The sequence below is a fragment of the Cryobacterium sp. TmT2-59 genome (assembly GCF_004403545.1).
Lineage (GTDB): Bacteria > Actinomycetota > Actinomycetes > Actinomycetales > Microbacteriaceae > Cryobacterium > Cryobacterium shii.
In genome coordinates, this window is record NZ_SOGM01000028.1 from 39881 (window position 1) to 65956 (window position 26076).

Here is a 26076-nt window from a genome sequence, read left to right on the forward strand (position 1 = left end):
TTACTGATCAGCCATTGCCGCCTAGCTGGACACGTTTGCGGAACAGCAACAGCAACTCTTCATACATCTTGGTCGTGGCTTGGTACATGGCGAGTGGGACTGCCATTTGCGGGACGCCGATAATTTCGTCAACGGTATGCGAGTAAGTTGCTACTTCGACGTCGGTGAGTCCCGCGCTGATGTAGGCGGACTGGGACTGGGCTTGCGGTCCGTAGGCCCGGGCGCGAACATAGCGCTCCACCTTTGAGCCGCTGAGTCCATTGGCCAGACGGAAAATGTCAGCGTAACGGTATGAGACGCCCAGGGCAGCCTCGACGGCTGTCGCATTCGACTCAAACTGCGCTCTCAAGCTCACCAGGGCCATGAGCAGGTCAAGCGCTTCATCCGGTTTCTTCAGATGACTTTTCCACAATGAGAGTGGCTGACTTGCAGCTATTTCGTCCAGGGCAACGAGCGCTGGTGGAAGCTGTGTGAGACTGTCCAGGTCGCGCTCCCAGCCGCGGAAGGCTGCGCCTCTTAGCTTCGGCTTGAGCGACTCCCAGGCGAACTGTGACGCGGCGCGACTGCTGCGCGATTGGGTAATGCCCTGGGCGATGAGCAGGACCGCGCCGACAACAACACCCGTGGTGACGCCGACAATCATGTCGGGTGCGAAAGTATCCCAGTTTGTGGTTGCCAAGGTCGATATCAACTCCATGGTGTGAGCGTACGGCCTGGGCACCTCGTGGGCCGGCGAGGACGACTCATGTTGACCGAATAGTGGAGAGTCACTGGAGAACGGGTGTTTGGGCTCCGCGGTGTTGCAGCTGGCGGCAATGTTCTAAATGTCAGCTGCACAAACCCACTACTTAGGAGCTCACCATGACCGCCAAGACGATGACCACCATGAACAACCTGAACACCGCGCTGATCGCGTTGAACGCGGAGATTGGCGCTGAGGTTGCAGCTGAGGAACTCGAGGCCTACATCGCCAAGCTCTCCGAGCTGACGGTCACCATCACCGCGATCCGTGCGCCTCACGCGAAGGCAATCGCGGTCCTCGCGTCCAAAAAGAGCCGCGCAAAGAACTCTGCTCGTGTGGCCAAGGCGCTTGCGCTCCTTGCGGAAACCGAGGCTGCTGCGGAGGCTGCTCCCGCGAAATGACAGACGACGACAAAGGCCCGCACCCTGGAGGAATCCGGGGACGCGGGCCTTTTCTCGTTCGGGCTAGCATGACCGCATGCTTGATGATCTGGACACGCCCAACTGTCCTGCGTGCTTGCGGCAGATGGAGGCGACGCAGGGGCGTTACGCGATCGTGTGGCTCTGCCCAGGGTGTGGGCTGGTGCAGCTGTAAATAGTGGCGTTGGCCAGCGATTGCGACCGATAGAGTGCGCAGAGTGATGACATCGGTTGACCAAGAGTGGTACTGGCTGCAGAGAATCTCGGAGCAGCTGGAGGCGGCATCGCGCCCTGATGGGTGGGCCGCTGTGCAGGCTATCGGCACTCTCCTGCTCGCCAGTTTCGCGGCGTATGTTGCGTGGAAGTCTCACAAGCTGAGCGCCAAGGTCGCTGCTGACGAGACTGCCCGCCGTGAGCGGGCTGAGCGCGAGGAATTCCGATCCGTTTATCAGCGCCACCTTGACAGCTTGGTGAAGTCTTTCTTCTCTTCAGCGGTGGGCGATATGCACTGGTCAGGTTATGGAATCAACGCGGTCACCGTGCACGCAATCATGCTCGGCGGCGACAGAACCACCGGAGCCGGCCTGTTACTCGCAAAGATGGAAGAATTTGAAGATGCGGCGTCCGGGTGGGACCGCGATGAGTCAAGCACCATGAAGTTCAGTGAAAGCATGCAGGAGATGATAGAGCTGTCAGCAGTGTGGGCGCGAGATGGTCGCGATGCTCCGGCGGCGTCTGACAGCTAGCCAGACATGGCTTGCACAAGCGCAGAAGACCCCGCCGTCCAACTCAACTGGATGACGGGGCCTTCTTTCGTTGTAACCGCAGGGCGCTCGGTCCCTGAAGCTTGCCCACCGTCAACACGGGCTGGGTGGGTCATACAGAAAGCCTTAGGTAGATGTTCTTATACCTGAGGCTTTCTGAGGTCTTAGAACTGGCCTGGTGGCTTCTAGTACAGCCGGCCGTCGTAGGAATAGAACGCGACGCGGAGCTTGTCGCGGGTCTGAGCCATGATCTTGTTGGCTTCGTCAAGCTCGAACTCGGCACGCTGGACAGCGGCGCGCAGGTCCTGCCGGCGTGAGTCCGCGAAGATCGCGAACGTCGGGTCACTGGTGGTGCCTTTTGACCTCTGGGTCGTGTCATCGCGCGGAGTCGGTGTCATGCCAAGCTCCCACTGGGACTGCTGAACCTCGGGATCGTACGCGATGCGGAAGGTTTCGAGCCAGGTGGCACCGAGCGTTTCCAGGGTGTCAGGTGCAGCCGTTGTCGCGGTGGTTGTCATGCGGACTCCTTGAGTTCGGGGATTATCGGGGTGCCGGGGTTGGTCGCGGTCATGAGTTGGCCTCCGGCTTGCAGGTCAAGCAATTCGTCCAGAGTCCGTCGCGGGCTTGGGAATCGACGCGGAAGTGGCTCAGCGGATAGGTGACGTGACAGTGCCGACACTGCTTCCGGCCGGTCGGGTGCTCCTGGGCCTGATCGAATGCGATCTGTGCGGGGGTCCGTGTGGCGAGGTACGCGCGGTTGTTGTATTGGCGCGTCTTCACGACTTGTCCTGGGCTTCCAGGAGGCCAAGCCGGACTTCGTCCTGCCAGTCGGGGACGGTGATGTCCATGTGCGATGCGAGCGACTGCGCGGTGATGACCAGGAGCTGAATGGGCGAGATGCCGGCACGGTGGGCGTCCTCGAGGGCGAGCTGGAAGGCCTGCTCGTCGGAAGCAGATGCCGCGAGGACCAGGCGTCCAAGGAACGGGGCGATGTCGAGGGGGGCGCTCACAGGAACAGCCCCAGGACGAGGTCGACCAGGTTGGTGGTGAGGATGACGACCTGCGTGGGCACGAAGACGGTGAACGCGGTGAAGATGATGGTGTGAGACATGGGTAGCACATGCTTTCTGGTACAAAAAAAGTGGCCGACTGGAGGCACCGTTGCTACCACGGTGCCAACCAGACGGCCGGTATTTGTCAACGCACTAGGAGGTAGCATCCATGGCGTCACCCGGCGTAACCGGGGAAGTCGTATGTAATAATTATGTCGCGGAATTAACGTTTGACCGGGAGTTTAGGGGTATCCCCGGACTACTCCGGACTTGAGGCGCTCGTGCGCTCTGGCGGGAGCACCCAGTCGTACATGGAAGTGCTGGCGTCGTAGAGCCTGACGTGCGCGAGGGCACGATCCGCGGTGTCCACGAGGTCTTCACGACCAGCCTCCGCGGCAATCGCGCGCCAGCCCGACCACTGCCGGATGTTCTTGTCAACGAGGCCCTGGTTGGGTAGGGGTTGGCGCTCGTACCGGTCCACGAAGATTTCGAGCAGTTGACGAGCCACACCCTGAACTTGGGGCGCAGGCGAGTACAGGGCCAGCTTGAAGGCCTCGTCTTTGACGTAGATTGGCCGGGTAATGGCAAGCCCCAGGAGTCGAGAGACCTTGCGGATTTCAGCCTGGCGCTCGGCCTCAGCAATTCTCATGCGCGGGCCAGACGTTTGGCGCGGGACGCCTGCGCGGACAGACGGTTGGCCAGCTTGCCGGCGTCCGTGTGACGGTACGCGTTGATGACCTCGCGGTGACACGGCAGGCAGTAGCTTCCATGACCGCTGGACTTGTGATTGTTGCGGGCGAACTCTGTAACCGGCTTGACCGTGTCGCACTTCGGGCAACGGTGCAGTCGCGTCAGGCGCGCTTCCAGGGTGTCCGCGGCATGGGTGATGACCGCGATGTCTTCGTGGATAGTCATGGGAGGCCTCTCAGGGCTGGGTCGGCATGATGGGCCCCGGGGCCAGGAGGGATACTCTTCTTTGCCGGAAGTTTGATCTGGGAGCGCAGATGCACAGGATGCAGAGCGCCTACCCCCCGTGCTTCGCATTGTGCGCGGTCATCGCGGCAATCGATGCACATTGTGTGAGGTATGGACCCGGTCAGAACACCTGGCTCGCCGAGCCCATGCCCGCGGAATAATGCTGGTTATCACTCTTGCTCTGGTTACAGCGCAAGTGTGAAGACTGGACATTACCGGGGTCAAGGCGGAGGTCGGGGTTGTGTTCGTATGGCCTGATGTGGTCGGCACTGAAGGATTGCGGGTGTGGCCACTTGAGCGAGTAGTCGATGGGCTGACCACACAGATTGCACGGGAGTCGCCTGGACTTCTGAGCGTCCCTGATCTTCGCCCAGCGTGCGCTGGTGCCTCTCATGGAGTTGGCCATGGTGCTTGCCTCCAGTGCGTGCCCGCGGAGTTGCCAGGGACTTAGCCCCCCCGGGCGCCCCTGTTGAAGTGGAGCACCACGACCACCCTGCGCTCCATGGCGGGTGGTCGTGGCACGTGGTGCCCGGCCCAGGTTCGACCCTGGACCGGGCTGGTGAGTGGTTACCTACTCACCAGAGGATGGTGCTGGGTGTTAGACCAGTGCGACCTTGGCGATTGCCGCGGGAGCGAACACGTCGACGGCAAACCGTCCCTCGGTCAGTGCCCGAGTCTGGTTCATGTCGAACTTCGTGAAGGCGTCCCACTTGCTGGTGATGCCCGTGGAGTCGATGCTCAGACCGACCTTGCTGGAGTCGAGCACCAGCGCGGAGTTGGCCGGCAGACCAGCAACGATGACCGGCGTGAGGTCACCCCAGATGTTGGTGTTTGCCGTGGCACCGTTCTGGAAGAAGTTGCCTCCGAGGTATTCCCCGGTGGTCGTCTTCAGCAGGCGCATCGCGTCGCATGCGGCACGGGAGATGAGCAGGACGTCGGGGTTGTACCCGAGGTCTGCCACCTTCGAGGCACCGGCGTAGATGCTGTCCGGCACGTTCGCGGCAAACGCCTGGGTCTGAATGCCGGCGCTGGTCGCGAAAGCGTTGACCGCGATCGCCGTGACCTTCGAGAAGATGCCGTCGGTGAGCTCGCCGGTCAGGAACATCTCCAGGTCGGAGTTGTCCGAGAGCAGGTACGTGTCCACGTACTCGCTGAGGTGCGCGACGACTGCCAGGCTGTTGTCCACCTTGGCCACGGTGAACACCGAGGTCGGCTTGAGCGCACCAGGCGCGACGACGTCGGCGTTGTTCGTGCGAACCGTCTGACGCAGGTACGAGTACGACGGGGTCTCGCGGACCTTGGTCGGGATCAGGCCCAGGAGGCCGAGGCCGACGGTCGGGGTGCCCAGCTTGAGGGGGCTGGTCGCGAGAGACACGGGGATGGCAGTGGAACCGCCGGCCACGAGGCCCTTGGATGCGCCGGGGATCGACGCGGTGACCATCGACTTGATAGAGGCGGGGGTGATGTAACCCTTGACCTCGTTCGAGCGGTGGGTCTCACCGGTCTTGAAGTCCATGAACTCACCGGCAGTGGTGCCGGCAATCGCGGACATGGTCTCGGCCGACTTCAGTCCGCGGATACCGGCCTGGAGCTGGAAGGCACGGTCGGAGCCGGCTTCCACGTCGGCGATTTCCGCGGAGGTGAGGTCACGGCTTGCGCCCTTGGCCTCGGTGATGATGTTCGAGAGCTTGAGCTGAATGGCCGAGAGTTCGGCCTGTGCGGACTTGAGGTCCATGGGTGTTCTCCTTGGTAGGAACTGATGCGAGCGATTGCTCGCGGAAGTTGCCTGCCAAGACGGGGTCTGCGCACCGGCTACTCACCCGTTGAGCTCCTGCTCCTCAGGGTGGGATCGTTGCTGGTGTCGGCCTGGCCTTGTGCCGTTCGCACTCCTGTGCGGCAGCTGTGGCGATTGTGTAGCCATGTGGCTACGGTCCCGGCTGTTGAAGCCGGGGAGTTTGTGGGGGTGGTTACTTCAGGTATCCGGCGAGCGCAGCTCGTGCGGCACTTGCTGAGACGCGGGCGTCGGCCGGTCGTGCTGACGCGTTCAACGCTTTCTCGTGATCGCGTTTGGCTTTGGCGGCATAGTCGGCGCTTGTCTTGCGCCCGTGACTGCGTGCCCATTCGTCCCGGAGGTTGCTGAGGAGCTTGGCGAAGACGGTGGGGTCGTTGGCAGGACGTGAGTTGTTGCGACGAGGCATGGGACTCCGATGGTTCAGAGCGCGACCATCGTCCGCGTGGACACGGTGGGTCACGCAGGATGGTGGAAGCGAGCTAGCGCTAGGGACCGAAGCTCTGAGGCTCTACGGTCGACCTGGTGACTTGGGGAAGCCGGCCAGCTGCGGAGGCGGTTTCCCTGCCTCTACCTTTTATATACCACATTGAGGTACCCTGCTGCGGCTGTTATTGGCGCTAATCAGGCATTTTGCGCCAAGTCGTTGCGCAACTGTTGCGTGGGAGTCGTCGTGGGAGCCGGCGGGCTCGCGGCAGTCGCGGAAGCCGGCGGGCTTGGCGGGCTGGGGGCAGGTGGGCATACACCCCTTGAGTGCACCTGTATGTCTTATCTCTTATGTATTACTACTTGTACAGTTACAAAATACACACAGGTGCACTCGAGGGGTGTATGCCTGGAGGCCCGCCGGCCACAACAGGGCCTATTCCGCGAGCTTTGCAGCCGTCACGACTTCAGCACGACCTCGCGGAAGCCCCAAACCTGCTTGTCACGGCGCTTCGCGCCAGTCTTGGGGTCGCTGGTGAGCGTCCACCGACGCACGTGCCCGTAGCCTTCGGCCACCATTGCCGCGATGAACTTGGTCATGGACATTGCGGGGACGCCCGAGGGCACAGACGCGCAGTAGGCGTTGTACAGGTCGGTCTGCGGCGTGAACATCCAGACCAGTCCCACGCCGTTGGTTAGCCGCGTAGCCACGAACCGCGCGAAGTCGGGGCCAGACTCATCGCGGAGACTGACCGAGAAGCCATACGTGCCACGCCGGCGGGACTCGGGGACACCAGCAGCGCGCAGTGCACTGTAGATGTGGGTGTTGGCCGGGTACGACAGCTCATCAGGCACCGCGACTCCGTGGGCTTCGAGGTCGTCGGCTTCCGCGTCGATCATCCGTGCAACTGCGCTCAGGATTGCGGTGCGCGACATCCAGCCCTCACCCGCGACCAGAAGTTCACTGGTGAGGGCGTCGCCCAGCTCGTCCGCGGTCATCGTGCTGTACGGGGTCATCACTTGAACTGCACCCCCATGATGACGGCGCGGCCACTCGTGCCGGTGTAGCACGGGTGACCCGCGTCATCCAGGAGACGCTTGAGCACTGGCGCGGTGACCTTGTAGCCGAGGGCGTGCGCGCGGGCTTGGACGTCGCGGGCATCCACGTGTTCGTGGGCCTTGGCCGACTTGAGGACAGTGGTGAAGAGGTCGGGCACAAGCCCGGTGGTGGGTGCAGACATGAGGAACTCCTGAGTTGGAGCGAACAGCTGGTATGCGACGTGTCTATTCAGGAGTTGGGTCGTGTGCACCGTTGGGGTGCGTTGTTGTGTTATACACCACTATGGCGCACACCGGGGACATTCACGGGCAAAACTGGGGCAATACCGGGAACTCCCGTGAAGCTCCCGTACTGCTACATTCAACTTTTTCCCTGGAGGAAACGCCATTTCGTCGGTGCCGAACCGCACGGGAGCTCGGAGATGACGGCTCCCTGGGTCGCGATCCGGCCGAGCAGTTCGTCGTGGCCGCTCGGGTAGTACCGGTCGGCTCCCCCGGCCAGGAAGGCCACCGTCACCCCCGAACTGGCCAGCGCGGCCCGGTGGGCCATGCCGTCGATGCCGTACGCGGCGCCGGAGACGATGGCGAAACCGCGGTCCACCAGGCCCGCCGACGCCTCCATGGCCACATGCTCGCCGTAACCGGATGCGGCCCGGGCGCCGACCAGGGCGATCGAGTTCGACAGGGCCAGCAGCGCTCCGGGGATGCCTCGCCACCACAGGGCCAGCGGGGCGTGAAGCCCCAGGTCGTCCACTCCGACCGGCCAGAGCACGTCACCGGGCAGGAGGAGCCGGGTGGATGCGCGCGCGGCCTGGTGCAGGGAGCGGATCACCTCGCCGGAAGACAACCGGGGCCGCCACCGTTGCAGACCCTGATCCAGCAGGGCTGCGAGGTCGTCGGCACCCTCTGCTCGGGCCTCGTCGACGGCCCCGGACTCCGCGACGACCGCCGCCAGACGGGCCGGGGTCCACAGGTCGAGCACGGCCGTGAGCGCGGGCGCGGCGCCGAGCGCCTGCACCAGCAGCCCCGCCGCTCCGTCGCCGGGCTCGGCGATGCCGGTCCAGGCGGCGCGGGCGAAGACGTCGGCGGCCTCGGTCGCATCCGCGACGGCGTGTGCTGCGGCCGCCTGCGCTGCGCCATCCTCCGGAACGTGCGCTGCGGCATCCGTTGGCGCATCCGTCGCGGCAGTCGGCCAGGACATCGGGGAGGAACGCACCGCGCCCGCCAGCTCGATGACCGTGGCCTCCGCCAGCCCGAAAATCGTCATGATGAGATTCCTTTCCGCAGGTAGAGCGCCTGCCCGACCTGTTCGATGCCCGGCCTGGAAACGCCCTCGAGATCCGAGATGGACCAGGCCACCCGAAGCACCCGGTCGTATCCGCGCATGGTGATTCCGCCGCGTTCGAGCGCACGGTCGAGGCCGGCCGTGGCGCTGCGGTCTAGCCGGGCCTGGGGGCCGCGCAGCCAGGGCCCGGGCACGTCGGAGTTCACCGACCACGGGGTGCCCGAGAGCCGGGCGGCTGCCGCGGAACGTGCCGCGACGACCCGCTCTCGGGCGACGGCGCTCACCAGGCGCGGCGTGTCCGCGGCCAGACGCAGCTGGGTGGCGGTGACGCGCTGCACCTTCAGCTGGATGTCGATGCGATCCAGCAGCGGCCCGGAGATGCGCGCCAGGTACCGGCGCCGGGCGTTCGGCGGGCAGGCGCAGTCCAGGTCGGGGGCTCCGTATTGGCCGCAGGCACACGGATTCGCGGCCATCACGAGCTGGAACCGGGCCGGAAAATGGGCGACCACATTGGCGCGGTGGATGATGATCACCCCCGATTCCAGCGGCTGCCGGAGCGCGTCGAGCACCGCCGACGCGAACTCGGGCGCCTCGTCGAGGAAGAGGACCCCGTGGGAGGCCCGGGCTGCCGCGCCCGGTCGGATCTGGCCGCTGCCCCCGCCCACCATCGCCGCGGCCGTGGCCGTGTGATGTGGCGCTTCGAGGGGCGGACGGGTGATCAGGGACCGCCCGACGCCGCGGCCGCTGAGCGAGCGCATGGAGCTGACCTCGAGCGAGGCTGCGGCATCGAGATCAGGCAGCAGCCCGGGCAGCCGGGCCGCGAGCATGGTCTTGCCGGCGCCGGGCGGCCCCACCATGAACACGTGGTGCCCGCCGGCCGCCGCGATCTGCAGCGCCAGGATCGCGTCGTCGTTGCCGATGACGTCCGCCAGGTCCGGCTCGGCGGCCTGCGGCCCGGCGTCGACGGGCAAGAGGATGGGGGTGACCGGGATCGGCTCGAGTTCGGCCCCATGCCAGATCGCGGCGTCCCGCAGGGAGGCCACGCCGATCACCCTCACCCCGGGCACGAGGGAGGCCTCGTCGACGTTGCCGGCGGGCACCATGACCGTGTCGTGGCCGAGCCGGGAGGCGGCGATCACCGCCGGCAGCATGCCGGGCGTCGGCCGCAGCCGGCCGTCGAGGGCGAGCTCGCCGATGTGCAACACCCGGCCGACCGAGTCGGCCGAAACCAGCCGGTCGGCGCCGAGGCACGCCAGGGCGATGGCCAGGTCGAACCCCGATCCGTGCTTGGGCAGCGATGCCGGGGAGAGGTTGATCGTGAGCTTGTTGCGGGTCAGGGGGCAGCCGGAGTTCTTGGCCGCCGCCCGCACCCGCTCGGTCGCCTCCGAGAGCGCAGCGTCGGGCAGCCCGATCAGGATGATGCCCGGCAGCTGGCCGGAGATGTCGGCCTCGACCTCCACGAGCGCCCCGGTCAGCCCGATCAGGGCCACCGCGTGGGTGCGGGCCAGCCCCATCAGAACACCCCCGGCAGATGCTCGATCACCGGGTCGGCGCCGGGACGGATGATCACGGCGATGGCGTCGATGCGGATGCACCGGGGCCGGAGCGTCGACTGGTCGCACCAGGCCGCGGCGAGACGGCGCAGGCGGGCGAGCTTGGCGACCGTGATGGCTTCGAACGGATGCCCGAACCGCGTGCCCGAACGCGTCTTCACCTCGACAAAGGCGACCTCTCCCCCGTTCTCGACGATCAGGTCGACCTCGCCCTGATCGCAGCGCCAGTTGCGGGCCACCAGCCGGTAGCCCGCCGCCGCCAGGAAGATCGCGGCGCAGTCCTCGCCCTGCCTGCCCAGTTCGTCTTTGCGTGCCACGAGCACCTCCGCCGCCAGCCTGCCGGGCAGGCGTGGCAGACGCCGGTGCGGCTCGGAAGCTGTGTGCTGCGCGGCGCGCCTGCCGTTGGGGAGGAACGGGCCAGCGAGCCGACGGCATCCGGCGGTTACAGGCCGAGGGTGGCCAGCGCGGCGTCCATCCGGTTGGCGATCGCCTGATAGCCCTCGTCGTTGGGGTGGAGGCCGTCGACGGCCATCCACTCCGGGTGCCCGTCGAGCCAGTGCGACGCGCCGGGGATGTAGTCGGCGCCGATCCCGGCCGCCGCAGCCTGGACCCAGCCGTTGATCCGGTCCACCGATTCCGGTCGCTCCTCGGTGTACCAGAACGGCTCCACGATGATGAAGAGGGCCTCCGGCAGGGCTGCCTTCAGCTTCGTGAAGTCGCGGGTGATCGCGGCCTTGATCTCGTCGGCGCGGGCGGGCATCGAGAAGTTGTCGTTGAGGCCCATGGTGCTGATCACGATGTCGGGGTGGTCGGCGATCACCTGGTCGACCAGGTCCGCCCCGCCCATCGCGCCCCGGTTGTTCACGAAGCCGAGGCCGTTCCGACTCGGGTTGAACTCGGTCCAGCCGCGCTCGGCCGAGATGATGCTCGACCACCGCTTGTCCGGCGCCGACGCCATGGTGCCGCGGGTGTACGAGTCCCCGTAGAAGGCGACGACGGTCTCGCCCGCGCGCGTTCCGTCCACCGGGCCGGAACCGGTTTCCCCGGCGCCGCGACTCATGAGCACCGCGACGACGGCGATGGCGCTGGTGATGGCGACCACAGAAAGAAGCCCGGACACAATCCGGAAGGTGGTTCGTCGTCGTGTGCTCATGACACCCGTTCGGAGCGGCACCCCGTGCGGCTTGGTCGCGTAGGTGCGGCCCGCGTCATCAACGCACGAGCCGGGGCACCGAGCCACCGGATGCCGCGTCCCCGGCCGCCGCGAACGCGGCATCCGTCTCGCGGAGCACCCGCAGCACGTTGGCCCCGGCCAGTGCGGCCAGGTCGGCGGCAGGCCAGCCGCGCCGGGCCAGCTCGGCCAGCAGCGCGGGGTAGCCGTCGACGCCCTCGAGGCCGACGGGGAACTCGTCGGTGCCGTCGTAGTCGCCGCCGAGGCCGATGTGACGGATGCCGGCGACGTCACGGGCGTGCTCGACGTGGTCGGCGACATCCGTCAGCGTCACCGTCGGGCCCGGCCCGGCCTGACCGCCCTCGAACCACGTGGAGTAGTCCGCGGACAGGAATTGCGGCACGAAGGTGAGCATCAGCACCCCGCCGTTGACCGCGAGGCGGCGCAGCACGTCGTCGGGCACGTTGCGCGGGTGGTCGCTGAGCGCGCGGCAGGAGCTGTGGCTGAAGATGACGGGCGAGTCGGACGCGTCCAGCGCCGCGTGCGCCGTGGCCGGGGAGACATGGGAGAGGTCGACCAGCATGCCAAGCCGGTTCAGCTCCCGGATGTACTCGACGCCGCGCGCGCTGAGGCCGCCGTGCACGGGATCGTCGGTGCCCGAATCGGCCCACTCGGTGTTGTGCACGTGGGTGAGGGTGAGGTAGCGAACGCCCAACCGGGCGAACATGCGCAGCACGGCCGGGGAATCGTTGAGGCAGTGGGCGCCCTCGGCGCCGAGGAGGGACGCGATGCGCCCGGCGGCGCGGGCGGCCTCCACGTCGGCCGCGCTGCGTGCGATGCCGAAGTCCGACGGATAACGGGCCGCGAGGCGGTAGACCCAGTCGATCTGCTCGAGTGTCCCCTGCACGGCGTCCGCGCCCAGGTGGTCGTCACTGACGTAGACCGACCAGAACTGTCCCCCGACCCGGCCTGCCCGCAGCCGCGCAATGTCGGTGTCGGTGGAGAGGCCGCGCTCGAGTCCTTCGACCGAGTAGTCCCGGTTCAACCGGCACTCCCAGGCCCAGTCGTTGTGACCGTCGATCAGCGGCGCCAACTGGATGGCCTGATCCACGACCGTGGCGACGTCGTCGGGCCGAAGGGACGGGTCACTGGTGGCGTGCGCGCTCATGCCTCCACGCTAGCCAGCGGGGATCGGAACTCGCCTACGATTGGAACGGCCCGGAGCCTCACCCACGCTCCCGTCGGCATCCGTCACCCGGCTCTGCGCCGGCTTGCGCGGCCCGGTCCGCCAGCACCAGTTAGGACGCACTCTCATGATGGGTGGACACCATGCCATGACCGGCGCCGCCGCCTGGATCGCCGTCACGGCGACCGCCGGGCACGGTCTCGGCCTCTTCCCGGTCACGCCGGTCGGCACGATCGCCGGTGCGCTGCTCTGCGCCGGGGCTGCCCTGCTGGCCGACGCGGACCACAATGCGGCCACGATCTCCCAGTCGGTGCCGGTGCTGGGCCGGCTCGTCACCACGGGGATCTCCCGCGCCTCCGGCGGTCACCGGCACGGCCTGCACAGCCTGCTGGCTCTGGTCTGCGCCTGGCTGCTCGCCAGCAGCATCGGCTTCGTGCTCTGGCAGCCGCCCGGCGCGGGCCAGCCCGTGAGCATCGGCCCGGCCCTGATGAGTGCCGCTGCGATCGCCTTCGCGGCGAAGGCCCTGGGCCTGGCCCGCGACTCGTGGTGGCTGGCCTGGTTGATCGGGTTCGCCGTGGCGGCGTTCATCGCCCTCTTCGCCCCGGAGCAGCAGTCCTGGTTCGTCGTGTGCTTCACCCTCGGTTACGGCGTGCACCTGCTCGGCGACCTGCTCACCACGGGCGGCATGCCGATTTTCTGGCCGTGGATCCCGAAACCGCCGAGATGGTGGCGCCGGGTGCCGCTGCTCGAGAGCCTCTGGTCGTCGGGCGGCTACCTGGCCCTGCCCCTGCTCGGCAATGCGGGGTCGCTGCGGGAGTGGCTCCTGCTCATCCCCGTCACCCTTTACGCCGGTTACGGCGTCGCGTTCGCCCTGCTCGAACTGGCCGGGGTCAACCTGCAATCGGTGCTGCTCGCGATCGCCGCCGCACTGCCCCTCTGACTCGCTGCTCCGCGCCCCGCTGCCCCGCCGACCCCGCCCTACCCACCCCGCCGCGAACGAATTCGACGGAAGTTTTGGCCGTATCGGGCCCAAACGGGCCCGAAACGGCCCGAAACCGGCCTCTTGCAAATTAATCTCCGTCGAATTGGTTCGACGCCGGGCGAGGCGCCGCCGCCTCCTAGGCTGGAGTTATGGGAATGCGCAACCGGCTGGTGGATCTGCAAATGAAGACGATGAGCGCGCTGCACCTGGCGGTGCTGCGGGCCACCGGCGGGCGGGTTCTCTCCTCGATCGGATCGATGCCCGCGGTCGAACTGCACACGATCGGCCGTTCGAGCGGCAAACGCCGCACGACCATGCTCACGGCCCCCGTGCACGGGCACCAGCGGTTCGTGCTGATCGCATCCAAGGGCGGCGACGACCGGCATCCGCAGTGGTACCTCAACCTCGTCGCGAACCCGGACGTGGAGTTGACGGTGCACGGCAGCACCCTGAAGTTGCGCGCGCGCACCGCCACGACCGAGGAGAAAGCGGAGCTGTGGCCGCAGATCGTCGCCGCCTACCGCGGTTACGACGGCTACCAGCAGAAGACGTCGCGGGACATCCCGGTCGTCATCTGCGAGCCCCGGTCGCGCTGACCGGGACTCGCGCACTCACAACGCGACTCAGAACGCGGCGACCGGTTCCGCGTTGCGCACCTTCGGGAAGACGGGCGGGTGGACCCCGGCCATCTCCTCCAACACCCGGATGACCTGGCAGCTGTAGCCGAACTCGTTGTCGTACCAGACGTAGAGCACGGCCTTGTTGTCCGTGCAGATGGTCGCGAGGCCGTCGACGATCCCGGCGCGCCGCGACCCGAGGAAGTCGCTGGACACGACCTCGGGCGAGTCGATGTAGTCGATCTGCTTGTGCAGTTCCGAGTGCAGCGACATGGTGCGCAGGTAGGTGTTGAGCTCGTCCCGGGTGGTGCCGTTCGCCAGGGTGAGGTTGAGGATCGCCATCGACACGTCCGGCGTGGGAACACGGATGGCGTTGCCGGTGAGCTTGCCGGCCAGCTCCGGCAGGGCCTTGGCGACAGCCTTCGCCGCACCGGTCTCGGTCAGCACCATGTTCAGGGCGGCGCTGCGCCCGCGGCGGTCCCCGGAGTGGAAGTTGTCGATCAGGTTCTGGTCGTTCGTGAACGAGTGCACCGTTTCGACGTGGCCGTCCACGATGCCGAAGCGGTCGTTCACGGCCTTGAGCACCGGCGTGATCGCGTTGGTGGTGCAGGATGCCGCGGTGACGATGGTGTCGCTCAGGTCGATGTCGGCGTGGTTGATGCCGTGCACGATGTTCTTCAGCGCACCCTTCCCCGGCGCGGTGAGCAGCACCCGGGACACGCCCGGGCAGGCCAGGTGCTGGGACAGCCCCTCGGCGTCGCGCCAGCGGCCCGTGTTGTCGACCACGATGGCGTCGTGGATGCCGAACTTCGTGTAGTCGACGGAGGCCGGGTCGGAGGAGTAGATCACCTGGATGAGCGTGCCGTTGGCCAGGATCGTGTTGTTGACCGTGTCGACGGTGATGGTGCCCTCGAAGGGACCGTGCACCGAGTCGCGGCGCAGCAGGCTGGCCCGCTTGATCAGGTCGTTCTCCGAGCCGCGACGCACCACGACGGCGCGCAGGCGCAGTCCCTGGCCGCCGCCGGCGTGCGAGATCAGGATGCGGGCGAGCAGGCGCCCGATCCGGCCGAAGCCGTAGAGCACGACATCCGTGCCGGTCTGCTCGTCGATGCCCTGACGCTCCACGACGTCCGCGAGCTGTTCGCGGAGGAAGCCGTCGAGGCTCTGCCCCGCGCCCTCCAGCTTGTAGGCCATGGCGAGGCGGGCCACGTCGATGGAGGCGGCCCCGAGCCGCAGGGTGCTCAGCGCCTGCAGCAGCGGCAGGGTCTCCCCGAGGGGCAGCTCGGCGTCGTCGATGTGGCGGGCGAAACGGTGCGCCTTCAGCAGCCCGACCACGGACTGGTTGACCAGCCCGCGCCCGTGCACGCTCGTCACGACGTTGTTTTCGCGGTACAGCCGGCCGATCAGCGGGATCATCGCCTCAGCGAGGGCCTCCCGGTCGATCCACGTGGCGCGTGCGAGGTCCGATTCCTGAAGCAAAAGAAATACCCTTCTCTCTCGACCGCATCGTTGCGCCGAGTTGTGCAGGCTGGTGCAGCCTGAGCCCCCATCCGGCCGACGGTGGCCTGACGGAGGAGAATCCCCCACGGTAGAACTCACGAACTCGGACCGCTCACGCGGTCCGGCTGAGCGGTGTCACTCGTCGAGCGCGAGCTCCTTGGGCAGCTCGAACTCCTTGGATGCGAGCTCTTCCACGTTGACGTCCTTGAACGTGAGCACCCGAACCGACTTCACGAACCGGTCAGACCGGTACACGTCCCACACCCAGACGTCTTTCATCGTCAGTTCGAAGTAGAAGTCGTGCTCCGTGTCCCGGCGAACCAACTCCACCTCGTTCGCGAGATAGAAGCGTCGCTCGGTCTCGACCACGTATTGGAACTGCCCAACGACGTCTCGATACTCTCGGTACAGGGCCAACTCGACCTCGCGGTCGTAGTCCTCGAACTCTTCTTCTTCCATGGTGACTCAATCTTACGCTGTGATTTTGAGCCAGGATCTGCGGTGCAGCACGGTCGGGCCGAGCAGCGCGATCGCGCCCATGTGGGCGGCACTGCCGTAACCCTTGTTCCCGGCCCACTCATAACCGGGGGTAACGGCATCCGCTTCGATCATGAGAGCGTCCCGGTGCACCTTGGCGATCACGGATGCCGCCGCCACCGACGCGCAGTCCTGGTCGGCCCGGATGCGCGTGACGACGTTGAGCGGGGTGACCAGTGCCTTGTTCAGCCAGTCGTCGTTGCCGTCCAGGAGCACGACGCCGCCGGTGATGTCGACCCCGGCCGCGTGGAGCCGCGAGAGGGCCCTCTTGCCGGCGAGGCCGAGGGCGGCGATGATGCCCAGCTCGTCGACCTCCTGCGCCGAGGCGAGCCCGACGGCCGAGTGCAGGGCCCAGGCGACGGCCAGCGGGGCGAGGAGCTCGCGCCGCGGCTGGCTGAGCATCTTGGAGTCGCGTAAGCCGGCCGGGAACGGCGTGGCGGAGGCGTCGACGACGGCGACGCCGACGCCGACGGGGCCGGCCAGGGCGCCGCGGCCCACCTCGTCACAGCCGATCACGCAGGTCGCTCCGGCTGCCAGCAGGGCCAGCTCGACATCCAGGGTCGGATCCATGACAGCCACCTAGTCGGTCCCCGAGGGGATTCCTCGGAAAACCTCCGGGTAGTCGTCGAGCCAGGACCAACGGGCCAGCGGCCAGCTGATCACGAGGGCGCGGCCGACGACGTTGTCCTCGGGCACGTACCCCTTGCCCGGAGTGTCGCCGTTGTAGCGGGAGTCCTTGGAGTTGTACCGGTTGTCGCCCATCACCCAGAGCGAACCGTCCGGCACCACGATGTCAAAGTCGTCCTTGGACACCCGGGTCTCCCCGACCGGCAGCGTCACGTACGGTTCGTCGAGGGGGACGTCGTTGACGCTCATCTGTCCGAGGGCGTTGCAGCAGACGACGTGGTCGCCCGGCAGCCCGATGACGCGCTTGATCAGGTGGTCGTTGCTGTCCGGCGCGGACAGGCCCACGACGGAGAGGACCCACTCCGCCCCGGCGACGATGGGATTCTGCTCGATCGGCGCCTGCGGCAGGAGCCAGCCGCCCGGATCCCGGAAGACGACGACGTCGCCACGCTCGATCGGCATCAGTTTCGGCTCGAGCTGGTTGACGATGATGCGGTCGTTGACCAGCAACGTGGTCTCCATCGACCCGGAGGGGATGTAGAAGGACCGGATCAGGAACGTCTTGATCAGGAACGAGATGAGCAGGGCCACCACGAAGATGACCAGGAGGTCACGAAAAAAGAGTGCAACGCCGCGCTTCGTGCGCTTCGTTTCTGAATCCAGGCGATGAGACCGCGTGGGCAGAGAATTGTCCGTCATTAAACCACCTGAGCTCCTGACCCAGTGTACGGGTGAGGAGCTCAGGGTCAATCCAGCAGCAGCTGCGAGTCGGTCGTAACCGTTAGTCGCGCTTCTCTTTGATCTTGGCCTTCTTGCCACGCAGGTCGCGCAGGTAGTACAGCTTCGCGCGACGCACGTCACCACGGGTGACGACCTCGATGTGGTCGATCACCGGGGAGTGCACCGGGAAGGTACGCTCGACGCCGACCTGGAAGCTGACCTTGCGAACGCAGAACGTTTCGCGCACGCCTTCGCCGGAGCGGCCGATGACGACTCCCTGGAAGACCTGCACACGAGAGCGGGCGCCCTCAACGATGTTGACGTGGACCTTGACGGTATCGCCGGCGCGGAACGCCGGGATGTCCTTGCGGAGGGATGGTGCATCCACCTGGTCGAGAATATGCATATTGGTTCGCTCTCTGTATCCGCCACAGGACGACTACGGCTTATGCGGGCCCGCACGCGAACGTGTTCGGGTCAGCAAATGAATGAGTGTGTTTCGTGCCGATACGTTGCAGCTCCCCTGTGGCAGAGGCTTGCCACGGCACAAGCATTGAGTATGTCACGAAACCGCGGACTCCCACAAAGAAGAGGCCGAGCCGGCGGTCAGGATTCCGGCGGCTTCTCCCGCACGATGATCACGGGCGGCAACTCGGTGGGCGGCAGATCGCCGGGGACGAGGCCCCCACGCGCCGTCTCGTCGACGAGGATCATCATGGCCTGCACGCTCTTGCGGGCAGCGGCGACGAGCTCCCAGATGGCGAACCAGAAAACGCCGATTCCGACCAGGATGACCAGCGCGGCCAGCCCCGGAGCCCAGGTGTAGGAGAACCCCATGGCCACGATCAGGCCGTGCCAGAGGGTGAGGAATCCGACATCCGCCCAGGACACGGCGCGGGTCGTGCGCACCTCTTTGCGGGCGTAGAAGAGCAGGCTCACGGCCAGCAGGCCGAGCCCGATGAAGAGGCCGCTGAAGAAGCTGCCGACGACGTCCCAGCCGCCGGTCCCGTAGATCGAAGCACCGATCATCAGCCACGCCGGTAGCGCGAGCACGGCGATGAACTGCCAGTAGAAGAAGACCCTGCGTACGAACACGCAATCAGACTACCCGGGCGGTTCGGGCGTGTGCCCTCAGTTCGCTGGAGGCAGAAGGTCAGGGCGCACTCGGGCCGTACGTTCCAGCTGCTGCTCGCGTCGCCACGCGGCGATGGCGCCGTGGTTGCCGCTGAGCAGCACGGGCGGCACCTCGAGTTCCCGCCAGGCGGCCGGCTTGGTGTAGCTCGGGTACTCGAGCAGGCCGTCCTCGTGGGACTCTTCGACGAGGCTCTCCGGGTTGCCGACCACCCCGGGGATGAGACGCCCGACCGCCTCGATCATGGCCATGACGGCCACCTCTCCCCCGTTGAGCACGTAGTCGCCGAGGCTGACCAGCCGCACCCGGCCCGTGCGGGCGAAGTGGTCGAAGACTCGCTGGTCGATGCCCTCGTAACGGCCGCAGCCGAAGATCAGGTTGCGCTCCTGGGCCAATTCCCGGGCCATCGCCTGGGTGAAGAGCTCACCGGCCGGTGACGGGAAAATCAGCACCGGCCCGTCGTCGGCCACGTCGCCGAGGATCTCGTCGATGGCCTCGCCCCACGGCTCCGGCTTCATCACCATTCCGGCACCACCGCCGTACGGAGTGTCGTCGACGGTTCGGTGCCGGTCGTGGGTGTGGTCCCGCAGGTTGTGCACGCGCAGGTCGATCAGGCCGGACTGCCGGGCCTTGCCGACCAGGGAGACGTCGAGGACGGAGAAGAACTCCGGGAAGATCGTGATGATGTCGATGCGCACGGGAGAAGTCTACGAGCGAACGAGTACGGGTGAAGCGGATGCGGCGTCCAGGGTCACGGCCCGGTTCCCCCGTGTGCGATGGGAGAAGTAGACCGGCAGCGCGGTGAAGGCGATGGCGCCGAGGAGGTTGCCGAGGAGCACGGGGGCCTGGTTCCAGAGCCACCACTCGCCCATGCTGATGTCGGCGCCGAGCATCATTCCGGCGGGGATCACGAACATGTTGACGATCGCGTGCTCGAGGCCGAGGCTGAAGAAGATCGTGACCGGGAGCCACATCGCCAGGATCTTCCCGCCGGTCGACTTCGAGGTGTAGAACATGATCGTTCCAATGGCCACCATCCAGTTACAGAGCATCGCCTTGACGATGGCGACGAGGATGCCGCCGGCACCGGCGGCCTGGTAGGGCAGCACCTTGTGCTCGGCCAGGTGGATGATCGCCTGCACCATGGGGTCGCTCGAGTCGGTGCCGGCGTAGGTGATCGCGAACGTGTACAGGGCTGCGTACAGTCCGGCCCCGAGGAGGTGCGCGAGGATGACGACTACGAAGTTCTTGACGCACTTCCGGATGGTCGTCCGGCCTTCCAGGACGGCGAGCGGAATAAGGGCGAAGCTTCCCGTGACGAGTTCCAGGCCGAGCAGCAGAATAATGGCGAAGCCGACGGGGAAGAGGACCGCCCCCACGATCGGGAGCCCGGTCTGGGCCGCCGCGGTGAGGGCCACGGTCGTCGCCGCACCGAGGATGGCACCCGAAAGGGTGCCGCGCACGAACATCTGCTTAGTGGTCAGGTTCGATTTATGTTCACCCGAGTGGATGATGTCATCGATGAGTTGGTCGGGTTTGACGTACGACATGCGCGGTTACTCCTAGAACGGATCTGCCGCGTCGTAACGAGCCGGGAAGTCGGACGGGCGCGGCGCGCCTCTCCCCTGGGGGTGGACGGGTCGCGTCTATGCGCCGTCGGTGTCGGTGGGTGCGGGCACGTCGGAGGGCTTCTCGGCCGCTTCCTCGTCCGCTGCGGGGGCCTCGTCGGCCGCGAGGGCCTCGTCGGATTCCTCGGGTTCCTCGGGGAGTTCCTCGAGAAGGCCGGGGGGCGGGGTGATCGTGACGATGCCCCGCTTGATGTCCACGGAGGGCACGATGGCCTTCACGAACGGGATCATCACGTCGCCGGCCGGGGTCTTCACGATCAGGAGGTCCTGGGCGGGAAGGTGCTCGAGCCGGGAGATGGTGCCGATCTGCACGTCGTCGCGCACGACGGCCAGGCCGATCAGCTGGTGGTCGTACCAGGCGTCTTCTTCGTCGGACTGCTCCGCGTCATCCTGGTCGATCCAGAGGATGGCCTTCGCCAGGGCCTCGGCCGCTTCGCGGTCGGGCACGTCCTTGAAGAAACCGACGGCGTGCTGGTTGTACCAGCGCAGTTCGACGAGTTCGATCTTTTTGCCGTGCCAGGGCGAACCCGTGGGCACCTGCAGGGTGAACACGGCGCCCGGGACGAAACGACGTCCCGGGTCATCCGTGAACAGCTCGAGCTTGATCGCGCCTTTGAGGCCGTGCGCCTTGGTCAGGCGCCCCACCCTCAACTGGCTGCGCGGAGTCGTGCTGTCGTTCACCGAACTCATATCCAACTACTCATTTACTAGTTCAGAAATCGGTGTCGACGACGTCAACGCGTACGCGCTTGCCGTCGGCCAGCGCGGCCACGAGGGTGCGCAGTGCCTTGGCGGTGCGCCCGGAGCGACCGATCACGCGACCGAGGTCTTCGGGGTTCACACGAACCTCGAGAACCTCGCCGCGAGGGGAAGTCTGGGCTGCAACGTGCACGTCGTCCGGGTGATCAACGATTCCCTTGACGAGGTGCTCAAGCGCGGGAGCAAGCAAAATTACGCCTTGTCCTCTTCGGTTGCCTCGGCGGCAGCTTCGGATTCCTTGGGCGCTTCTTCCTTGACGACGGGCTTGTCAGCCTTCGGCTTCAGAACCGGCTTCTTCTTCTCGTCGGCGACGAAGGGAACCTTCGGCTCCTTGAACTTCACGGTGCTGACGGCGTTCTTGTCGCCCTTGAAGATGCCCCAGTCGCCGGTCAGCTTGAGGAGAGCCTCAACCTGCTCGGTCGGCTGTGCGCCAACGCTCAGCCAGTACTGCGCACGCTCGGACTTGACCTCGATGACGGAGGGCTCCTGCGTGGGGTGATAGATGCCGATCTCTTCGATGACGCGACCGTCGCGCTTGGTGCGCGAGTCGGCGACAACGATGCGGTAGTACGGTGCACGGATCTTGCCCATGCGCTTCAAACGAATTTTGACAGCCACAATTCTCCTGTGTATTTGATTTTTGGCGAACTGACGGCCGTGAGCGTGGGGGCACACTCGGCACAAGCTCAAATAAGGTTTCTTCCTGCGCCTGAGTAGAGGGTCGGACGCAAGAGAACTCGACTAACCATTCTGTCAGACATCACCCTCTTTGTGATAATCGGATGCCGATGCCACCGGCCCCGAGCCCCGCCCGTGGCACCGACGCGCGAATAGCTGTCAGGATTGGGTCTGAACACACCCGTTCGGGTGCGCCAGACCGGGAGGACCGGACGTGGGAATCGAATTTGCCCGCTCATCGCGGTCGACCATCGGCATCGAGTGGGAGCTCGCGCTCGTCGACCGGGAGTCGGGAGACCTGGTCTGCCTGGCCGACGAGGTGCTCGCCGCGCTGCGTGGGACCGACGGCGCGCCGCACCTGCACATCACCGGCGAGTTGCTGCTCAACACGGTCGAGCTGGTGTCCGGGGTGCACCACACGGTGGGCGGCGCGGTCGCGGACGTGGCGGCGCAGGTCGAGGAGGTGCGGGCGATCACGGATCCACGGGGCGTCGACCTGATCTGCAGCGGATCGCATCCGTTCGGCCAGTGGTTCGACCAGGAGGTCACCGACAAGGCCCGCTACCACCGCCTGATCGAGCGCACCCAGTGGTGGGGCCGCAACATGATGATCTGGGGCATCCACGTGCACGTAGGGATCGAGGACAAGGCCAAGGTCATCCCCATCCTGAACGGCCTCCTCGGCTACCTGCCGCACCTGCAGGCCCTGTCCGCGTCGAGCCCGTACTGGGCCGGGGTGAACACCGGCTACGCCTCCAACCGGGCGCTGATGTTCCAGCAGCTGCCCACCGCCGGCCTGCCCTGGATCCTGGAGGACTGGGAGGCCTGGGAACACTATGTGGAGGACATGACCGCCACCGGCGTGATCGAGGACGTGACCGAGGTGCGCTGGGACATCCGCCCGTCGCCGCGCTGGGGAACGATCGAGGTGCGCGCCTGCGACGGCGTGTCCACGACCGAGGAGCTCGGGGCCATAGCCGCGTTCATCCAGTGCCTGGTCGAGTGGATGTCCACCCGGCTCGACGACGGCGAGGAGGTGCCGTCGATGCAGCCCTGGTTCGTGCGCGAGAACAAGTGGCGGGCAGCCCGCTACGGACTGGACGCCCAGATCATCATGGATGCCGCCGGGCAGGAATGCCCGGTCGTCGACGACGTGCACCGGCTGATCGGCGCCCTCTCCCCCGTCGCCGAGCGCCTGGGCTGCCTGGACGAGCTGCTGGGGCTGGGCCGGATCATCTCCGGGGGCGCGAGTTACCAGCGCCAGCTCCGGATCGCCGACGACAACGACGGCGACCTGCCAGCCGTCGTCAAGGCGCTCAGCCGGGAACTGCGCACCGGCCTGTCCGGCGATCGCTGACCCGTCTCGCGGTACCCCGCCAGCGCAGACCCGCTGCTTCACCGTGCGCACAGGCATCGCGGCCGCGATCCGGCCCGGACCTCGCCGAGACCTCGCCGAACCGTGAGTTGCGACCCTTTCCGGGCGAGAAAGAGGGGCGGAACTCACGGCTCGGCGGATGTCTGAAGCGCGTTTTTGCATTCGCGCCAGGCTAGCCAGTCGGTTACGGGTCGCGGTCCCGGGCCTGGGCCTGGCCGTCTGACCGCCTTTGGCACGACTATTCCGCTGAACCCGTGACTCGCGGATGCCCGCGGGCTGCGGTTCGGGTTTTCGTGGCGCGGGCGCGGCCGGCACCGCTGGCCCGCTGTGCGAGGTGGTCCTGACCCGGCACCCAACCCCGGGCCGCGTCATGGCAGACCGGTGCCATCACCTCGGGTTTGCCCCGCACCATGCGGATCAGCCACCCCGACGTCTCGATGCTGTGGTCGTTGCTCGTGGCACTCAATGGCTGGCGACGCGTCGAATGCGCGGGCCCGGAACGGCGCCGAGCCGTGAGTTGCGACCCTCCGCAGACGAAAAAGAGGGTCTAAACTCACGGCTCGGCGGAAGGGCTGTTACGCGTTTTTGCTGTCGCGCCAGGCCAGCCAGTCGGTGAGCGGGGCCAGGTCGTAGCGGGGGCCGGAGAGCCCGAGGGTGAACAGGCGCGCGCCGAGGTCGTAGAGCTGGTCGGCCTCCTCGACCGTGCGGGCGCGCAGCTCGGTGGAGATCTCGATCTCGGCCAGGTCGCGGCCGACCGTGTCGCACCAGCCCGCCAGCACCCCGAGCTTGTGCTCGAGCACCGCGGGGGTGGAGAACGAGTGCCAGATGTCGGCGTGCCTGGCCACGATCCGCAGGGTCTTCTTTTCCCCGCCGCCGCCGATCAGCACCGGGATGTCGCGCACGGGCGGCGGGTTGAGTTTCGCCCAACGGGCCTCGATCCGCGGCAGGTCCGCTTCGAGGGCGTCCAGGCGGCCGCCGACGGTGCCGAACTCGAAGCCGTACTCGTCATAGTCGCGCTCGAACCAGCCGGAGCCGGTGCCGAAGATGAACCGGCCGCCGCTGATGTGGTCGATGGTGCGCGCCATGTCGGCCTGGAGGTCGGGGTTGCGGTAGCTGTTGCAATTGACCAGGGCGCCCAGTTCGATCGTGCTGGTCTGCTCGGCCCAGGCCGCGAGGATGGTTTAGGATTCGAAGTGCAGGCCGTCTTTGTCGCCGGAGAGCGGGAAGAAGTGGTCCCAGTTGAAGGCCACGTCCGTGCCCAGGGCCTCGACCTCGGCCACCGTCTCCCGGATCTTCGCGTAGGTGGCGTGCTGGGGCGCGATTTGCGCGCCGATGCGCACCCGGCCGGCCGTGGACGAGGGCAGGGGGGACGGCGTGGAGGAGGTCATGGGCTCATCCTAAACCGGCCACCGGGGCGCCCGGCGGCGCTGCCGAAGGTGTCACCGGCGGCGCTGCCGTGGGCGCTACCGGCCGAGCATCTTCTGCAAAGCGGCCATCTCGTCTTCGGTGGGGCCGCCGGCCTTCTTCGAGCCCCCGCTCGCGCCGGCACCGAGGCCGAAGCCCGTGCCGCCGCTCACGCCGGCGCCGAGGGCCGGCTTCTCGCCGGACGCGATCGCCAGGTTCTCCGCCGCGCGTTTGGCCGGGTTGCCCGACTTGGACCCCTTCTTCTTGGGCTGCGGTTTGCCGCGCCCGCCGCCGCCGCCCATTCCACCGGGGACCGGCCCCATGCCGGGGATGTTGGGCATGCCGCCCTTGGCGACCGTCTTCATCATCTTCGAGGCCTGCTCGAATCGCTGCACGAGCTGGTTCACCTCGGTCACGGTCGAGCCGGCACCGCGGGCGATGCGCAGCCGGCGGGAGCCGTTGAGCAGTTTCGGGGTGGTGCGCTCGGCCTTGGTCATCGACTGGATGATGGCCTCGGTGCGCACGATCTCGCGCTCGTCGAAGTTGTCGAGCTGCGCCTTCATGGCGCCGGCGCCGGGGAGCATGCTCATCATCTTCTTGATCGAGCCCATGTTGCGCAGCTGCTGCATCTGGCCGAGGAAGTCGTCCAGCGTGAAGCTGTCGGTGGAGAACTTCTCCGCCATCTTGCGCGCTTCGTCTTCGTCGAACGCGCCCTGCGCCTGCTCGATCAGGGTGAGGATGTCACCGAGGTCCAGGATGCGGGACGCCATCCGGTCGGGGTGGAACGGCTCGAAGTCGTCGAGGCTCTCACCGGTCGACGCGAACATGATCGGCCGGCCCGTGATCGAGGCCACGGACAGGGCCGCACCACCGCGCGCGTCGCCGTCGAGCTTGGAGAGTACGACGCCGGTGAAGTCGACGCCGTCCTGGAAGGCCCTGGCGGTGGCCACGGCGTCCTGGCCGATCATGGCGTCGATGACGAAGAGGACCTCGTCCGGGTCGATGGCCTTACGGATGTCCGCGGCCTGCTTCATCATCTCGGCGTCGACGCCGAGGCGTCCGGCGGTGTCGACGATGACCACGTCGTGCATCTTCTGCTGGGCGTACTTCACGCCGTCGCGGGCGACCGTGACCGGGTTCCCGACGCCGTTGCCCGGCTGCGGCGCGTACACGGGCACGCCGGCCTGGGCCCCGACGACCTCGAGCTGCGTGACGGCGTTGGGGCGCTGCAGGTCGGCGGCGACGAGGATCGGGGTGTGGCCGTCTTTGGCGAGCCACTTCGCGAGCTTGCCGGCGAGCGTGGTCTTGCCGGCACCCTGGAGACCCGCGAGCATGATGATGGTCGGCGGCTTCTTGGCGAACTCGAGCCGGCGCTGCTGCCCGCCGAGGATCTCGACGAGTTCCTCGTTGACGATCTTCACGACCTGCTGGGCCGGGTTCAGCGCCTTGCTGACCTCGTCCCCGAGGGCGCGCTCACGCACCTTGCCGGTGAAGTCCTTGACGACCTCGAGGGCGACGTCGGCGTCGAGGAGGGCGCGCCGGATCTCGCGGACGGTGCCGTCGACATCCGCCGCACTGAGCTTGCCCTTGGTGCGGAGATTCTTGAACGTCTCGGCCAGGCGATCTGAGAGGTTTCCAAAAGTAGCCATTATGCGTTTAGTTTAACCGGTCCGCAGGCCTGTCGCGTGCCGAGGTC

At 66.7% G+C, this 26076-nt stretch carries 30 protein-coding genes and 1 pseudogene; 5 read left to right on the forward strand and 26 right to left on the reverse strand.

The features are described from left to right. Window positions 1-7 precede the first annotated feature (7 nt). Entirely contained in the window at window positions 8-697 is a 690-nt protein-coding gene (locus E3T24_RS04740) for a hypothetical protein (RefSeq protein ID WP_134434341.1), read from the reverse strand. Between the two features lie 164 nt (window positions 698-861). On the opposite strand from E3T24_RS04740, the gene E3T24_RS04745 reads away from it, so the two are divergent. Then, window positions 862-1143, forward strand: coding sequence for a hypothetical protein (locus E3T24_RS04745; protein ID WP_134434342.1), 282 nt, complete (start codon window positions 862-864; stop codon window positions 1141-1143). A gap of 236 nt (window positions 1144-1379) precedes the next feature. After that, window positions 1380-1907 (forward strand): hypothetical protein, encoded by a 528-nt coding sequence (locus tag E3T24_RS04750; protein ID WP_134434343.1) that lies wholly within the window; start codon window positions 1380-1382, stop codon window positions 1905-1907. A gap of 203 nt (window positions 1908-2110) precedes the next feature. Here the strand turns inward: E3T24_RS04750 and E3T24_RS04755 are convergent, their stop codons facing one another. The 12 genes from E3T24_RS04755 to E3T24_RS04815 form a co-directional block, all read right to left on the reverse strand. Next, window positions 2111-2443: a hypothetical protein gene (locus E3T24_RS04755; RefSeq protein WP_134434344.1), complete on the reverse strand. Its 333-nt coding sequence runs from the start codon at window positions 2441-2443 to the stop codon at window positions 2111-2113. 258 nt (window positions 2444-2701) lie between these two features. After that, window positions 2702-2935, reverse strand: coding sequence for a hypothetical protein (locus tag E3T24_RS04760; protein ID WP_134434345.1), 234 nt, complete (start codon window positions 2933-2935; stop codon window positions 2702-2704). A 301-nt stretch (window positions 2936-3236) separates the two neighbouring features. Beyond that, a complete protein-coding gene (locus E3T24_RS04765) occupies window positions 3237-3626 on the reverse strand; it encodes a hypothetical protein (protein WP_134434346.1) in 390 nt (129 codons plus the stop codon). Next, window positions 3623-3892, reverse strand: coding sequence for a hypothetical protein (locus tag E3T24_RS04770; protein WP_134434347.1), 270 nt, complete (start codon window positions 3890-3892; stop codon window positions 3623-3625). Before E3T24_RS04770 ends, E3T24_RS04765 begins: the two co-directional genes overlap by 4 nt. A 658-nt stretch (window positions 3893-4550) precedes the next feature. Then, a complete protein-coding gene (locus E3T24_RS04780) occupies window positions 4551-5687 on the reverse strand; it encodes a phage major capsid protein (protein ID WP_134434349.1) in 1137 nt (378 codons plus the stop codon). A gap of 939 nt (window positions 5688-6626) precedes the next feature. Further along, on the reverse strand, window positions 6627-7184 hold the full coding sequence (locus E3T24_RS04785) for a hypothetical protein (protein WP_134434350.1): 558 nt from the start codon (window positions 7182-7184) through the stop codon (window positions 6627-6629). Then, entirely contained in the window at window positions 7184-7408 is a 225-nt protein-coding gene (locus E3T24_RS04790; RefSeq protein ID WP_134434351.1) for a hypothetical protein, read from the reverse strand. The genes E3T24_RS04785 and E3T24_RS04790 overlap by 1 nt, the downstream gene beginning before the upstream one ends. 179 nt (window positions 7409-7587) lie before the next feature. After that, window positions 7588-8493, reverse strand: a complete 906-nt coding sequence (locus E3T24_RS04795) for a DNA-processing protein DprA (protein WP_241978617.1) — start codon at window positions 8491-8493, stop codon at window positions 7588-7590. Further along, window positions 8490-10025 carry a YifB family Mg chelatase-like AAA ATPase gene (locus tag E3T24_RS04800; RefSeq protein WP_134368259.1) on the reverse strand — a complete coding sequence of 512 codons (1536 nt, stop codon included), beginning with the start codon at window positions 10023-10025 and terminating at the stop codon, window positions 8490-8492. Before E3T24_RS04800 ends, E3T24_RS04795 begins: the two co-directional genes overlap by 4 nt. Further along, a complete protein-coding gene (locus tag E3T24_RS04805) occupies window positions 10025-10381 on the reverse strand; it encodes a YraN family protein (RefSeq protein WP_134368260.1) in 357 nt (118 codons plus the stop codon). Before E3T24_RS04805 ends, E3T24_RS04800 begins: the two co-directional genes overlap by 1 nt. A 125-nt stretch (window positions 10382-10506) precedes the next feature. Further along, window positions 10507-11217 (reverse strand): SGNH/GDSL hydrolase family protein, encoded by a 711-nt coding sequence (locus E3T24_RS04810; protein ID WP_241978618.1) that lies wholly within the window; start codon window positions 11215-11217, stop codon window positions 10507-10509. A 58-nt stretch (window positions 11218-11275) separates the two neighbouring features. Further along, on the reverse strand, window positions 11276-12403 hold the full coding sequence (locus E3T24_RS04815; RefSeq protein ID WP_134402391.1) for a dipeptidase: 1128 nt from the start codon (window positions 12401-12403) through the stop codon (window positions 11276-11278). A gap of 145 nt (window positions 12404-12548) precedes the next feature. Between E3T24_RS04815 and E3T24_RS04820 the strand changes: the two genes are divergently transcribed. Both E3T24_RS04820 and E3T24_RS04825 read left to right on the forward strand, forming a co-directional pair. Beyond that, window positions 12549-13361: a metal-dependent hydrolase gene (locus E3T24_RS04820; protein ID WP_134368261.1), complete on the forward strand. Its 813-nt coding sequence runs from the start codon at window positions 12549-12551 to the stop codon at window positions 13359-13361. A 191-nt stretch (window positions 13362-13552) separates the two neighbouring features. Continuing rightward, the gene (locus E3T24_RS04825) at window positions 13553-13999 is read left to right on the forward strand and encodes a nitroreductase family deazaflavin-dependent oxidoreductase (RefSeq protein WP_134368262.1); all 447 of its coding nucleotides are present in this window, start codon (window positions 13553-13555) and stop codon (window positions 13997-13999) included. A gap of 27 nt (window positions 14000-14026) precedes the next feature. Here E3T24_RS04825 and E3T24_RS04830 read toward each other — a convergent pair whose 3' ends face one another. The 11 genes from E3T24_RS04830 to rpsP all read right to left on the reverse strand — a co-directional run bounded on the left by E3T24_RS04830 (window position 14027) and on the right by rpsP (window position 21541). Next, window positions 14027-15499: a glyceraldehyde-3-phosphate dehydrogenase gene (locus E3T24_RS04830; RefSeq protein ID WP_134368263.1), complete on the reverse strand. Its 1473-nt coding sequence runs from the start codon at window positions 15497-15499 to the stop codon at window positions 14027-14029. Window positions 15500-15655: 156 nt separating this feature from the next. Next, the gene (locus tag E3T24_RS04835) at window positions 15656-15979 is read right to left on the reverse strand and encodes a DUF2469 family protein (RefSeq protein ID WP_130176401.1); all 324 of its coding nucleotides are present in this window, start codon (window positions 15977-15979) and stop codon (window positions 15656-15658) included. A gap of 12 nt (window positions 15980-15991) precedes the next feature. Continuing rightward, on the reverse strand, window positions 15992-16627 hold the full coding sequence (locus E3T24_RS04840) for a ribonuclease HII (protein ID WP_338144963.1): 636 nt from the start codon (window positions 16625-16627) through the stop codon (window positions 15992-15994). A 9-nt stretch (window positions 16628-16636) separates the two neighbouring features. Continuing rightward, the gene (lepB, locus tag E3T24_RS04845) at window positions 16637-17383 is read right to left on the reverse strand and encodes a signal peptidase I (RefSeq protein WP_134368265.1); all 747 of its coding nucleotides are present in this window, start codon (window positions 17381-17383) and stop codon (window positions 16637-16639) included. 82 nt (window positions 17384-17465) lie between these two features. Continuing rightward, window positions 17466-17810 (reverse strand): 50S ribosomal protein L19, encoded by a 345-nt coding sequence (rplS, locus tag E3T24_RS04850; RefSeq protein WP_134368266.1) that lies wholly within the window; start codon window positions 17808-17810, stop codon window positions 17466-17468. Between the two features lie 200 nt (window positions 17811-18010). Further along, window positions 18011-18499, reverse strand: a complete 489-nt coding sequence (locus E3T24_RS04855; protein ID WP_134368267.1) for an MFS transporter — start codon at window positions 18497-18499, stop codon at window positions 18011-18013. Between the two features lie 36 nt (window positions 18500-18535). Beyond that, on the reverse strand, window positions 18536-19234 hold the full coding sequence (trmD, locus tag E3T24_RS04860; protein WP_134368268.1) for a tRNA (guanosine(37)-N1)-methyltransferase TrmD: 699 nt from the start codon (window positions 19232-19234) through the stop codon (window positions 18536-18538). A 9-nt stretch (window positions 19235-19243) separates the two neighbouring features. Next, complete coding sequence (locus tag E3T24_RS04865) at window positions 19244-20086, reverse strand: formate/nitrite transporter family protein (protein WP_134368269.1); 843 nt, start codon at window positions 20084-20086, stop codon at window positions 19244-19246. A gap of 96 nt (window positions 20087-20182) precedes the next feature. Further along, window positions 20183-20854 (reverse strand): ribosome maturation factor RimM, encoded by a 672-nt coding sequence (gene rimM, locus E3T24_RS04870; protein ID WP_134368270.1) that lies wholly within the window; start codon window positions 20852-20854, stop codon window positions 20183-20185. Window positions 20855-20876: 22 nt separating this feature from the next. Then, window positions 20877-21113 carry an RNA-binding protein gene (locus tag E3T24_RS04875; RefSeq protein WP_134368271.1) on the reverse strand — a complete coding sequence of 79 codons (237 nt, stop codon included), beginning with the start codon at window positions 21111-21113 and terminating at the stop codon, window positions 20877-20879. Between the two features lie 2 nt (window positions 21114-21115). Continuing rightward, window positions 21116-21541 (reverse strand): 30S ribosomal protein S16, encoded by a 426-nt coding sequence (rpsP, locus tag E3T24_RS04880; RefSeq protein WP_134368272.1) that lies wholly within the window; start codon window positions 21539-21541, stop codon window positions 21116-21118. Between the two features lie 274 nt (window positions 21542-21815). Between rpsP and E3T24_RS04885 the strand changes: the two genes are divergently transcribed. After that, window positions 21816-22958 (forward strand): glutamate--cysteine ligase, encoded by a 1143-nt coding sequence (locus E3T24_RS04885; protein ID WP_134368273.1) that lies wholly within the window; start codon window positions 21816-21818, stop codon window positions 22956-22958. Window positions 22959-23551: 593 nt separating this feature from the next. On the opposite strand, the pseudogene E3T24_RS04890 reads toward E3T24_RS04885, so the two are convergent. Together E3T24_RS04890 and ffh are read right to left on the reverse strand one after the other, a co-directional pair. Continuing rightward, window positions 23552-24364, reverse strand: a pseudogene (locus E3T24_RS04890) (LLM class F420-dependent oxidoreductase). Window positions 24365-24439: 75 nt separating this feature from the next. Further along, on the reverse strand, window positions 24440-26029 hold the full coding sequence (gene ffh, locus E3T24_RS04895) for a signal recognition particle protein (protein ID WP_134368275.1): 1590 nt from the start codon (window positions 26027-26029) through the stop codon (window positions 24440-24442). Window positions 26030-26076 lie beyond the last annotated feature (47 nt).